The organism is Maridesulfovibrio ferrireducens (genome assembly GCF_900101105.1).
Lineage (GTDB): Bacteria > Desulfobacterota > Desulfovibrionia > Desulfovibrionales > Desulfovibrionaceae > Maridesulfovibrio > Maridesulfovibrio ferrireducens.
The window spans coordinates 987,256-999,848 of sequence record NZ_FNGA01000001.1 but is presented as its reverse complement, the minus strand read 5'-3'; the positions used below and the strand labels follow the sequence as shown (position 1 = coordinate 999,848).

Sequence of the window (12,593 nt, the reverse complement as noted above, 5' to 3'; positions counted from 1 at the left end):
TCAACGCAGTTAACTTTTTCATATTTACACATCATTCAATACAAATTGACATTTAGTTCAGCATACAAATCTTTTTTAACATTCTTCTTCACCTTTATGCGTATATAATGTTAAACTGGTATAATCTTTAAAATAGGCTAAAACCTGTTTTATGTATTATTAAAACACTACAAAAACCGGAACCTTCTTTGAAGAACACAATTGATAAACCATAGGGGGGGGAGAATGGAAGACCATTTAAAAGCAGCTCTTGAAATTGTTAAAGCGCAAGCAAGCGTCAGAACCATGACCGAAGATGAAATCACATCCATGGTTCAAAAACTGGCATTCGGCATCATGCAAATAGGGGAAGGACTGACAGAAAAGTCTTCTACAACTGCGCAGGTTGCTCCGGTGGATCCCAAGAAGGCGATCAGAGAAAAAACTATCATCTGTCTGGAATCTGGAAAACCATTTAAAGTTCTCACCAAAAGACACCTTGCAAAATATGATATTACGCCTGAAGAATACCGGGAAAAATGGGGATATGCTAAAAAAACGCCTTTAGTCTGTAAATCGCTTCAACGCGAACGTCGTAAAAAAATGAAAGAAATGCGGCTCTGGGAAAGGCGGAAAAAGGTAGAAGATTAAATCTTATATAACTGAGACTCTCAGCTATAATAAAAGCCCGAAATTCATGCCCGCTTATGCGAGTTGAACTTCGGGCTTTTGAACACTTAATTACCAAATTTTTGATGGAGGCTGGTAATAATACTCAACCCTTCGATTAATTGCCCGGTTACGGTCGGATGTATTTGGAACCAGAGGCTTTGTCCCGGCATAACCGACAGCCTTGACTCTAGTCGGAGAAACTCCTGATTTCTGCAAAACATACCTCAAACAAGATGCTGCTCTGGCAGAGGACAATTCCCAGTTTGAATCATAAACATTATTGTGTGTAGCCCGGTCATCTGTATGTCCTCTGACTACCAGATTAAATTTTTTTGTCTTCATTATACTCGAAATTTTATCCAGAACTTTATAAATACGGGGGGCCAGAGTTGCCGTTCCGGGCTTAAAAATGGCACGGGAAGGGACACGAACTAAAACTCCCTGCTGATCAGTATTTACCGACATAAGCTTTGAAACCTTACCGGCATTAATAAATGCTCTTATATCAAGTTCCAAAGCCGCCATATCTTTTTTAGCCGCTTTTTTTTCGGAACTGGCAGAAAAAGGACTTTCAGAGTAAGCAACCTTACGCCCTGTTCTGTCTTCAAACTGCACACCGAAAGCATCTCTCATTGAACCTTTCAGTTTTTCAAAGTTGGCAATATCCTGATTGGCAAAAGACAAAAGAAGAACAAAGAAACAAAGCAATAAAGTAACCATATCGGCAAAAGTGGCCATCCATGGAGGCAACCCCTCTTCATGCGGCGGTTCGGTGTCTGGTTTACCGATAACATATATAATATCTTCTTCTTTTTTCTTAGCCACTGTCTCTCCCCGAGTCTCTCAAGATAAAGGAAGATCATAAATATGCTAATAAACACGAAGCCGCAAGACTGTATAAAAACGACAAAAGAACTACACCTCAACGGCTAACGGCAGTTTAATAATAAAACGCGCCCAGCTTCCGGGCAAAGAATGTGCTTCCATGCTTCCATTGTGCTGATCGGTTACAACAAAATATGAGACAGACAACCCGAGACCGGAACTTCGCCCCACTTTTTTGGTAGAATAAAAAGGCTCAAAAATTCGTTTAATAACATTTTCATCCATACCTAGACCATTGTCTTCTATTTCAACTACAGCCACATCCTCTTCTTTCCGAACTCTGAGAATAAACCGGGGATGCTCGCCGCGATACTCTTTTTCCATCATAGACTGTGCGCCATTCTTGAGAATATTTAAAAAGACTTGTTGAATTTCACTCCCTTCGCAATAAAGAGAAGGAACGCTATTGTCATACTCACGAACAATTTCTATCTTGCGAAAATCATAATGCATCTTCAAATCATAATCATTTGCTGCCAACTCCAACGTATCTTCCAACAGTTCAAAAAGGTGGTGTCGCCCCATATTACTTTCAGTCTTACGGCTGAACCTGATCATATCACTGACAATTTTTGCAGCATGACTGCTTGATGAATAAATTCCATCCAGCATCCTAGGGACTCCCCGTTTTTCTAAGTACTCCCTAACCTTATGAAGAGAAACATCACATGCTACAGCAATCTCCTCATTTTTCTCAAGATCCCCGAAAACCCGATTATTAATATTCTGGGTATGCCCTAATATTGCAGCCAGAGGATTATTTATTTCGTGAGCCATTCCTGCCGCCAACCCGCCGACAGACATCATCTTTTCATTCTGAATCATAGCCTGTTCCAATCTGATAAGCTCTGTCACGTCATCGACCCGGACCACAGCACCTTCAGCTCCTTCAGCCCCATTGGACGCCAAAGGAAAGATTGTCACATCCTCATAGCAAACCCCTGTCTCCGAATGACGAATCTTTTTTTGCTCCCGGCTTATTTCCTTCGACCTGATACTTTCAAAAATTCTGCCCATCTCCGTTTCCATTCGTGGGAAAATCTCTAACAATTTTTTATCCTGCGCAGCTTCAGCAGAAATACCGGTTGCCTGCTCTGCGGCCCGATTCCACAAAGTCACTTGTCCGTCACCGCTAACTCCAAGCAAAACTGACGGCATAGAATCAATGATATTAAAAAGATAATTACGCAAACTGCGAAGCTCTGCCTCATTTTTATATCGTTCAGTGACATTTCTGAAGACAAAAACAGCTCCGGACATTTCCCCGTCATCCCGTCTGATCGGGGCAGCGGAATCAGCTATATGAAATTTCTTTCCCTGCTTGGAAATCAAGATTGTATGATTTGAAAGCTCCCGGACTTCTCCATCCCGCAGGACTCCCTCAAGCGGATTATCGGACAGCCCCTTTGTGTTGGGATTTATCATCTTAACTACATCTGTCAGAGCAGAACCTTCAGCCTGAGTAAAATCCCATCCGGTTAATGTTTCCGCAACCGGATTCATTCGTACAATATTTCCTTCAACATCGGTTGCAATGACAGCATCCCCGATTGAATCAAATGTTATCCGTAAATTATTTTCACTTTCCCGAGCCTGACTCTCTGAATCGGCAAGATTGTTATACATCCTTGAAACAACAAATCCGCATACTAAGAATGTAAAGGATGTCATTACCCGCATAAACATTTCATGTGAATTATGAAGCGGAAGTAACTGTGAAGTAAAACTTTTCCCTTCGGGGTTAAACCAAATAAACTCAAAAAGACTTTCACCAATCCAAAATAAAAATATTACCAAAGCAAAGGCATACAACAAATGTTTTCCAGTAACCCCTGTCCGTATGGTCATGCCTTCCTCCATATTTCTGCCAATATAAAGAATCTAAAACTCAAAAATATAGTTAAAGTTATCATCCATACAAATAAAACAAAAGACTTCTAATTAAATTTGTTCAACTGAATTAAATCTTTCCAAATTTAAAAGGACAAAAAAAAGAGGTGAAAGCATCTGCTTTCACCTCCATTTCCACGTAATCCCTAAAGATTACTAAAAACATATTAATCAATAAAATTAAGCAAGAGCCTCATCAGGAGTAATTGTTTCCAGCCCGAAAGCCTCGCCAACCGCTGCGAAGGTAAGCTTACCATCTATAGTATTAAGCCCGAGTTTTAATGAATTATTGGCACGCAAAGCATCAAGCCCCTTATCAGCAAGCAGCATTGCATAAGGCAGTGTCTGATTAACCAGAGCGAAGGTAGAAGTTCTGGGAACAGCTCCGGGCATATTTGCTACGCCGTAATGAATAACACCATCAACCACATAAGTGGGATCAGTGTGAGTCGTAGCCTTGATGGTTTCAACACATCCGCCCTGATCAACTGCCACGTCAACAATCACGGCCCCTTCTTTCATTGTTGAAAGCATACCGCGGGTAATCAGATTAGGAGCCTTGGCCCCCGGAATCAAAACCGCACCGATTACAAGATCCGCCAGCATAACTGCAGCGCGAATGTTAGGCTCGGTAGAAGTCATGGTTGTAACTCTACCGTTGAAGATATCATCAAGATACTGAAGTCTTGAATGGCTTACGTCAAAAATAGTAACTCTTGCGCCCATGCCCGCAGCGATTTTAGCAGCATTGGTTCCAACAACACCGCCACCGAGAATCATTACATTTGCAGGAGCAACTCCCGGAACCCCGCCCAAAAGAACACCTCTGCCTCCTTTAGGTTTTTCAAGATGCAGAGCGCCTTCCTGAGCAGCCATACGGCCTGCAACTTCACTCATAGGAGTGAGCAAAGGGAGCGAACGGTCGGGAAGCTGAACTGTTTCGTATGCAATGCCGGTGGTTCCGCTCTCAAGAAGGATATCGGTAAGAGCTCTGTCAGCGGCGAGGTGGAGATATGTAAAAAGCAAAAGACCTTTTCGGAGATATTTATATTCAGAAGCAATTGGTTCTTTAACTTTGATGACCATTTCAGCAGCCCAGGCTTCATCAGCCGTGACCATCTTAGCACCGGCAGAAAGATACTCGTCATCCGGAAGTCCACTTCCAATGCCGGCTTCTTTTTCAACAACAACGGTATGACCGCGACGGACAAGACTTTCAACTGCTCCAGGAGTCATTGAGACCCTGTTTTCCATAGTTTTAACTTCTTTAGGAATACCAATAAGCATTTCATCAACTCCCGGGGAATATACGTTATGATAAAACCTTATGCAGCATGACTCCATAAGTCATTATGCACCAATGAACCATGCAACGAAAGAAACTCCGTACAACAAAAGAATCAAACCCGTTGCTTTCGAATTTTCACATAAATCTTTCTGCAAACCTAAGCTTTATTGATGTACTGTTACCGTGTAAACTGAATCGATTACCATGCAACGTACAAAACTCTAAAGACAGCACTCACAGAGTAAACACATACTTACCCTGATGGGGTTTTCTGGCAACAAAGAATTGAAAATAATGTACTATTTCAAAGCTGTTTAAAGATTTTTATTCTATTTTTTATTGTTATATAGAATAACAACCTTAACATCAAACAAATATCCGCAAAGGGTTCACAACAATGTCCTTAAAGCCAAACTATATACCGAAAATTTTGATCATTGATGACGAACCTTTCAATCTGGAATTTCTTGAATTGGTTCTTCGTCAGCAGGGCTACAAAATTGTTACAGCAAACAACGGGAGAACAGGCATTGAGCTCGCCGTAAAAAATCAACCAGACCTTATATTACTGGATATCATGATGCCGGGGGAAACAGGTTTCGAATGCGCAACCATTTTGCGCCTGTCGCCTGAAACTTCCGAGATTCCGATTATTTTTTTAACTGCTCTGGATGATGCAAAAAGCACCCAAAAAGGATTTGATGCCGGAGCCGTAGATTTTATTACAAAACCTTTCGAGTATAGAGAAGTTTTACACAGAATAAGACTACATTTAAAAATAGCCGCAAGCGATAAGTTCATGATGAATAATCAAGCAGAACTTTTAGTGCGGAACTCAGCCTTACCTGCTCACGAAGAAAACTCCCCGCACAGAAAAAACAAGTCGATATTCCCGGCAAAACAAGAAAAATCAAAAACATTCCTTTATGAATCTGTCATTCTGCCCAATAAATCTGAAAGTATTCTGCTGCTGAATTTCACTCCTCCGCAACTGGACAACAGAACAGCGAACACCATCAGAAAGGCTTTATCCCTTAACACAGGGCCACTCTATACTCCTGCTGAAACTTTCAGAAATGTCGGGATTGCACTACGCGAAACATTCCGGCTAGACATTAATCAAATGATGAAAATTGACGGGATATATGCTCATATAAATAGTGAAACCGACTCACTGACTCTGGTAAATGCGGGATCACTTCCGGCCATATTGCTGCAACCTGACGGATCAACTGTTTTCATTGAACCCCAAAGCGGACAGCTAGGCGAACTGGGAAAAGGGTTACTCCCCTGCTCAACTTTCGAAATGAAAAAAAACAGCCGACTATTTATATATAGTAGAGAAATGCTGTCCGCGTTCGATTCCACAGGTAAAGGAATAAAAGAACTGAAAGAAGCGTGTGAACTTTCTGCGGGGGTAGATATTGAAACAGCATGTCAGGCTGCTGGAGAAATGCTGCTGAAAGGCAAGGCTACACCGGAGGGGATACTTATTGCTGTTGAGGCTTAAATAAAAAAAGCTCTGCCAGCTAAGCCGATTGGATCGAAGGTTATGAATCTGCCGATGGTGGGATCATATTCACGATATCCAAAGTGAATGAGGCCCGTGTCTTTATCCTGTCCGGTCCACAAAATTACTGTTTAAAACGTAAAGAACTATTCAAAATATAAATAAAATTACCAATACAAAAACAATCTAAAATAACACTCATCGGCGATCCAAAATAGCTTGCTGACGAGTAAATGTATCCTAAACCTATAGACTGCAATATGAATCCCAGAATCAACGTAAGAACAGCAATAATTATTCCTTCGTCATTTACTTTTAGCATCAGTTTTTTCCTGTAAATAAAAGTCAAACTGATTGCCCAAACGCCAACCCAGAAAAATGATTTTACTATATCTTTGAAGTTTGTGTTGCCATCAAAAAAATAATCAATACAAACAAACAAAAAAACTGACTCAACAATAAAAAGCACTGATAATGAGAGAATTAACATTCTCACTAATCCCACAGAAGTGAACATACTTTTTAAATAAGATATAAAAGATTGGTGCACGCCAGATAAAAGGAATGGGGAAAGAATTACACAAAAAAATAAGACAAATAGCACTCCTCTACCAATGAGATTTCCCATGAGAAAGAGAATTGAAGCAACTATTGTCCAAATGTACAACTGATCCCTATAAAACAAGTAATATCCTTTCATTTCGACATATCTCCATTTCCTTATTAAACCTATAGGCTGCGGGAGAAGCCCCCGCAGCCTAAGAGATCACATTTATTTATTTTTACTTTTCCTCAGATCAGTCCTTACTGGCCTACGTTCTCTCTTCTTGAATCGTCCTTCTTGTATTTTCTTAATATTTTCATCGAGATCTTGATTTTTAACAGCATCCACAACAAGATTTAGGGCTGCACCTTGCCACGAAGGCCTACTTGGATCTAAAGTATTTACTATAGCAGAACCACATTGAGCTATCCTTGGCACATAACCCATCAATCCCGTCCGATCCACAAAATTAATAGGATCATCAAGACAATACCCATAAACATCCACATCCCCGCCAGCGAAGCCGATTGGGTCAGGAGTTATGAATCTACCGATGGCGGGATCATATTCACGATATCCGAAGTGAACCAAGCCAGTATCTTTATCGGCCAGACCTGCGGAAAAACCCACGCAAGTATCAAACTTTTCATTACTATCGAATAGCAAATTACCAAACGAATCATATATAATTCGCTTTACCTCATTACCCCTTTCATCCGCAACCATGAAGACTACAACGGGATCGCCAAAAAAAAAGCCCCGACACATAATGCGTCGAGGCTATAAAACAATTCAGACTAAAGGATGTTATTTAACAGACCCAACAGGGTACTTAGCACCTTTCCATGCGAAAATACCACCGGGGTATCTTTTCACGTTGGTGTAGCCGAGCTTTTTAGCCCATGCTGCACCATTATGACTGCGGGAACATTTAACGAATCCACAATAAACAACGATTTCTTTATCTTTATCAGGTCCAAGCATTTCGACAAACTGTTCCTGAGTTTTGCCGTCAGTTTTGGTCACGTCCCATTCATCCATATCAGGAATCGGGAAGAGGAACTGTTTTGCGCCGGGAACATGTTCTTTTTTATAGCTGGCTTCATACGGCATGGTGTCGATAACGAGCACTTCCGCTTTACTATCCAGAAGAGCCTTAAGTTCAGCAGTTGAGATCACATCGTAATCACCGCGCTGTATTTCACGAACAAGTTTGATTGCGCCTGTTTCTTTTGAAACTTCCTGCTCAAATTTATCACTGCCTAGACAGCCGACCAGTGAAAACATCAATGCGCATACTGCGGCAAGTGAAAAAACATTTCTTACAAATTTCATTGAAAAACCTCCAAAAACAATTTTTATTTTTTTGAAATAAAAGCAAAAATCGATCTAGGTCTGTAATCTTTCGCTCCCCTAAGCCAATAAAGATATACACAGCCGGAGAATAAAAACAGATCTCTGAAAAGAGCTTCGCGAAGTGAATGATACGCTTCGCCTTCTGCATCCCCCGGAGCAAAACAACCGCAATCGACATCAAGTCCCATATTTATTCCGTGAGCAAGGACGCCCATAAAGACGAGCAGCAGAATCGAGTAGAGAAATAAAGACCCTTTAAGATCCCAGACAAGCGCAGTCGCAATTAATATTTCCGCCACGGGAAGAACTATTGCGGACAAACCGACCAGAGAATCAGGCAGTAACCCATATCCGCTGATGACCGTTGCAAAACCATTAGTATCCATAATCTTTGTTGCCCCTGCATAAAAAAATACAACGGCAAGAAGACATCTGATAATCAAATAAGCCTGCTCAGACATAAGCTTTCCAAATATTTTCGCCTTCCCCATTAGTGCTCCTTTACCCACTGAACAATAATTTAATGTTCCATCACTATCCTTACTAAGTGATTCAAATCAAATCGTTATAAACTATTACAAAAGGAACATTCCATAGTCTGAACTTATAGCAACTTTTTGCGTCCAAAATACCCTTTGCACAAATGTGTTATTCTAGCTTAAGTAATAAAGGTTACATCATAAATATTATAGGATAAAAGAATATGAAAAATTCAAAAGACGACCACCCCGTGGGCGATGAACTAAAAAACGACTATGCCCATCAAGAACCTGACAAAGTGGTTGAGCCAGAAGAGGCCCTTAAAGAAATCGCCATAGAAGACCTGCCTAATTCAATAAAAAAAGCGCTGGAAAAAACCGGATGGGACAGCCTGACCCCGGTTCAATCAAAATCCCTTCCTTATCAATTAGACAGAATAGACCTGATGGTTCAGGCAAGAACAGGAAGCGGGAAAACAGGCGCATTTGTCCTGCCGCTGCTTGAAAAACTCGACCCGTCACTTAATCGCACACAGGCTTTGATCCTCGTTCCTACAAGGGAACTTGCCAGACAGGTTGAACGTGAAGCTGAAATAATTTTCGAAGGTTCAGGACTCCGGGTTCTTTCCGTATACGGCGGAGTCGGCTACGGCAGACAGAAAGAACAATTGGAAAAGGGCGCACACATGGTTGTGGGTACCCCGGGCCGAATTCTTGACCATTTGATGAGAAGGACATTCTCCCTGAATGACCTGAAAACACTTATCTTTGATGAAGCGGACCGCATGCTTTCCATCGGTTTTTATCCCGACATGCAGCAGGTAAAATCATATCTGCCCCGTCGCCCGATCAGCGCATACATGTTTTCAGCGACCTTCCCTGAGCACGTGCTGCGGTTATCAAAAGAGTTCATGTACAAGCCTCAGTTGCTGAGCCTGAGCAGCAAACATGTCCATGTAGCAGAAATTGAACACGCATATTACGAAGTTCCAGCTATGGGCCGCGAAAGACAGCTCATGCGAGTACTGGAGATGGAAAATCCCACCTCGGCTATCATTTTCTGTAACACCAAAGCCAACGTAAATTTCGTAACAGCAGTGCTGAACAACTTCGGATTCAACGCCGGAGATTTGACCTCCGACCTTTCACAAAACAAACGTGAAAGCATTCTTGGAGACCTCAGGTCCGGTAAAATTAAATTTCTCGTGGCAACGGACATTGCTGCACGCGGAATTGACGTTCCAGACCTGTCTCACGTTATTCTGTATGAACCACCCGAAGAAAAAGAATCTTACATTCACAGGGCCGGACGCACAGGACGAGCAGGATCATCGGGAATCGCGATTTCTCTTGTAGACGTTATTCAAAAACTGGAGTTGCAGAGAATTGCGACAACTTACAGTATAAATTTTGACTGCCGCACCCTGCCGGATGACAAAGAAATTCTGAAGACTATCAATGAACGGCTTACCACCATTCTGGAAGCCAAATACCGCTCAACAACTATTCTTGAAAAAGAACGCATCAACCGTTACAAAGAACTTGTTCGCCAGCTTGCGCAAGATGATGAGCAATGCACCTTGGTTGGGATGCTCATGGACGAACTGTATCAAAACTCGCTCCACGCCCGCCCGCCGCAGCCTCCGTCCGAAGGACAGGATACAAGCGGTAACAGGCCACGTCCTGCGAAAAGGCCTCCTCAGTCCGGCAACAGGCCCGGAGGCCCCGGCAAAGGTGGTAGACCACAAGGCAGAAATTCTGGTGGAAACCGTAGATACTAACAGAAAAATATTCGGAGAATAGAAGATGAAATTGCTCTCAAGTCAGGTAGAAGGATACCTTGACAGCTCATCCTGGATTCGCAAAATGTTCGAAACCGGAATGGTCCTAAAGAAAAAATTCGGTGAAGACGCAGTATGTGACTTCTCTCTCGGCAATCCAGACGTTCCAGCTCCGGCAGCTATTGCTGACGGCCTCAAAGAACTGGCCGAATGTGCAGGAGAACCTTTTGCATTTGGATACATGCCGAACTTCGGTTACCCTTCTTTGCGCGAAAAACTGGCAAAAACAGTTTCGCAAGAACAAGGTGTTCCTGTTGAAGGAAGTGATCTAATTATTACCTGCGGAGCAGCAGGAGCAATCAATGCTCTCTATCGCTCCATTCTTAATCCGGGCGATCAGATTTTATGCCCGGCTCCTTACTTTGTGGAATACGGATTCTACGCACAGAACTACGGCGGAGAACTGGTAACAGTTCCTTCCAAACCGCTTACTTTTGAGCTGGACTTTGAAGGAATCGAAAAAGCCATCAACGAGAAAACCCGTGTTGTGCTTATCAATTCCCCGAACAACCCCACAGGTGTTGTTTACTCAAAAGAAGATCTTGAAAAGCTCACAGATATCCTTAAAAAAGCCAACGCCGGCCGCGAAAGACCTATCTTTCTGGTTGCCGACGAGCCATATAGATTCCTCGCATTTGACGGCGTAGAAGTACCTTCCATTTTACCGCTGTATCCGTACAGTGTCGTGGTAAGTTCTTTTTCCAAAAACCTTTCTCTGGCTGGAGAAAGAATCGGTTACGCACTTATCAACCCGGAAATGCCTGAAAAACAGACCCTGCTCGCAGGACTGGTTCTCGCCAATCGCATTCTCGGCTTTGTAAATGCTCCGGCTGTCGGACAAAAGCTGCTTGAAAAAGCACTCGGCGCTCAGGTTGATAAAAAAATCTACCTTGAAAGACGCGACGCAATGGCTAAAGTCCTTGATGATGCGGGATATTCCTACACATTGCCAAAAGGTGCATTCTACTTCTTCCCCGAAGCTCCGGGTGGCGATGATGTAAAATTCTGCGCCGCTCTTCAGGAAGAAAAAATTCTCGCAGTACCCGGAACAGGCTTCGGCTTCCCCGGATACTTCAGACTCGCTTTCTGCGTAGGCGTAAACGTAATCGAACGCTCAACCGAAGGGTTCAAAAAAGCCATCGCACAGTTTTAATCAGCTAACTTAAAAAGAGGGGAGACTATAAAAGTCTCCCCTCTTTTTTTTCTTGATAAAAGACAGTCATATCTATACAAATCCCTTCCAGCAAAAAAAATATCATTTAGATCTCATCGCCAGTCGCGAACCGACTTAAGACCTTTCTACAAAATATGAACGCCCCATGTTCAGAACTAAACCTGTAATTCTAATTAGATGGTCATGTTCTGCACACTTGTGGAAAACTAAATAGCCTTTTTGTTCATAACTTGTTTGTATCTAAAAATTAATCCAATCAGGAACAAGCGGACTAGCCTCACTAAGTTCTTTCTCAAGCGATTGAAACTCAGGCTCTACCTGCTGCACAAGCTGCCAATATCTAGCAGAGTGATTAAGATGAACGGTGTGGCAAAGCTCATGAATCAAGACATAGCGAACCAGCCTGTACGGCAGGAACATGAGTTTCATATTAAGATTGATATTCCCCTTTGAAGAACAGCTCCCCCAGCGTTTACGCTGAGAACGGATGAACAGTTTTTTAAAAGGCATATCTATTTCTTTTGAAATTTTTGTAAGTTCCGCGAGCAAAAAAGAGCGAGCCTGTGTACGGACGAACTCTGTCAGAGCACCAATATCTTCCTGCTCAGTCCAAGCCGCACCGCTCAACATCAATTTGTCCACATTTTTGCGGACTCGCAAACCGGGCTTTCTGGTCCGCACTCTATGAATATATATTTCGGTTTCAGTCGCAACTAAAAATAGACTTTCAGGCAACACCAACTCCGGCGGAGAAAGTGAAAATCCTTTCTGCTCCAGATGTTTAATTGCGGATAAAATCCATTCCCGCTTGTTCTCAAGAAATCGCGGAACTTCAACCTTCCGTACACCTTTAGGCAAAACGACTTCCAATCCTTTATCAGGGATCAGCTTGATTATCACATTTTTTGCCCGCGCACTCACCCTTATTGAATATGGTGGCGGAAAATCAGCCATAAGAAACTCCGTAACAATATT

The 12,593-nt window shown here is 42.4% G+C and carries 13 protein-coding genes; 4 read left to right on the top strand and 9 right to left on the bottom strand.

Translation table 11 applies throughout. The features are described 5' to 3' along the window. Window positions 1–225 precede the first annotated feature (225 nt). Window positions 226–630: a Ros/MucR family transcriptional regulator gene (locus tag BLT41_RS04505; RefSeq protein WP_092158656.1), complete on the top strand. Its 405-nt coding sequence runs from the start codon at window positions 226–228 to the stop codon at window positions 628–630. Between the two features lie 90 nt (window positions 631–720). Here the strand turns inward: BLT41_RS04505 and BLT41_RS04500 are convergent, their stop codons facing one another. The 3 genes from BLT41_RS04500 to ald form a co-directional block, all read right to left on the bottom strand. Next, entirely contained in the window at window positions 721–1,476 is a 756-nt protein-coding gene (locus BLT41_RS04500) for an OmpA/MotB family protein (RefSeq protein WP_092158654.1), read from the bottom strand. A gap of 90 nt (window positions 1,477–1,566) precedes the next feature. Continuing rightward, complete coding sequence (locus tag BLT41_RS04495; protein WP_170830303.1) at window positions 1,567–3,384, bottom strand: PAS domain-containing sensor histidine kinase; 1,818 nt, start codon at window positions 3,382–3,384, stop codon at window positions 1,567–1,569. Window positions 3,385–3,606: 222 nt separating this feature from the next. Beyond that, on the bottom strand, window positions 3,607–4,713 hold the full coding sequence (gene ald / locus BLT41_RS04490) for an alanine dehydrogenase (protein ID WP_092158651.1): 1,107 nt from the start codon (window positions 4,711–4,713) through the stop codon (window positions 3,607–3,609). A 398-nt stretch (window positions 4,714–5,111) separates the two neighbouring features. Between ald and BLT41_RS04485 the strand changes: the two genes are divergently transcribed. After that, window positions 5,112–6,224, top strand: coding sequence for a response regulator (locus tag BLT41_RS04485; RefSeq protein WP_092158649.1), 1,113 nt, complete (start codon window positions 5,112–5,114; stop codon window positions 6,222–6,224). Here BLT41_RS04485 and BLT41_RS17815 read toward each other — a convergent pair. The 5 genes from BLT41_RS17815 to BLT41_RS04460 all read right to left on the bottom strand — a co-directional run bounded on the left by BLT41_RS17815 (window position 6,221) and on the right by BLT41_RS04460 (window position 8,615). After that, window positions 6,221–6,346: an RHS repeat-associated core domain-containing protein gene (locus BLT41_RS17815; RefSeq protein ID WP_211477647.1), complete on the bottom strand. Its 126-nt coding sequence runs from the start codon at window positions 6,344–6,346 to the stop codon at window positions 6,221–6,223. The genes BLT41_RS04485 and BLT41_RS17815 overlap by 4 nt on opposite strands. Window positions 6,347–6,348: 2 nt before the next feature. Continuing rightward, a complete protein-coding gene (locus BLT41_RS04475) occupies window positions 6,349–6,924 on the bottom strand; it encodes a hypothetical protein (RefSeq protein ID WP_092158645.1) in 576 nt (191 codons plus the stop codon). Window positions 6,925–6,996: 72 nt separating this feature from the next. After that, complete coding sequence (locus BLT41_RS04470) at window positions 6,997–7,536, bottom strand: RHS repeat domain-containing protein (RefSeq protein WP_092158643.1); 540 nt, start codon at window positions 7,534–7,536, stop codon at window positions 6,997–6,999. Between the two features lie 39 nt (window positions 7,537–7,575). Continuing rightward, window positions 7,576–8,103: a rhodanese-like domain-containing protein gene (locus BLT41_RS04465; RefSeq protein WP_092158641.1), complete on the bottom strand. Its 528-nt coding sequence runs from the start codon at window positions 8,101–8,103 to the stop codon at window positions 7,576–7,578. Window positions 8,104–8,126: 23 nt separating this feature from the next. Then, window positions 8,127–8,615 (bottom strand): MauE/DoxX family redox-associated membrane protein, encoded by a 489-nt coding sequence (locus tag BLT41_RS04460; RefSeq protein ID WP_244512190.1) that lies wholly within the window; start codon window positions 8,613–8,615, stop codon window positions 8,127–8,129. A 212-nt stretch (window positions 8,616–8,827) separates the two neighbouring features. Between BLT41_RS04460 and BLT41_RS04455 the strand changes: the two genes are divergently transcribed. Together BLT41_RS04455 and BLT41_RS04450 are read left to right on the top strand one after the other, a co-directional pair. Beyond that, entirely contained in the window at window positions 8,828–10,384 is a 1,557-nt protein-coding gene (locus BLT41_RS04455; RefSeq protein WP_092158639.1) for a DEAD/DEAH box helicase, read from the top strand. Window positions 10,385–10,409: 25 nt separating this feature from the next. Then, window positions 10,410–11,597, top strand: a complete 1,188-nt coding sequence (locus BLT41_RS04450; protein WP_092158637.1) for a pyridoxal phosphate-dependent aminotransferase — start codon at window positions 10,410–10,412, stop codon at window positions 11,595–11,597. 261 nt (window positions 11,598–11,858) lie between these two features. Here the strand turns inward: BLT41_RS04450 and BLT41_RS04445 are convergent, their stop codons facing one another. Then, window positions 11,859–12,572, bottom strand: coding sequence for a M48 family metallopeptidase (locus BLT41_RS04445; protein ID WP_092158635.1), 714 nt, complete (start codon window positions 12,570–12,572; stop codon window positions 11,859–11,861). Window positions 12,573–12,593: the final 21 nt, after the last annotated feature.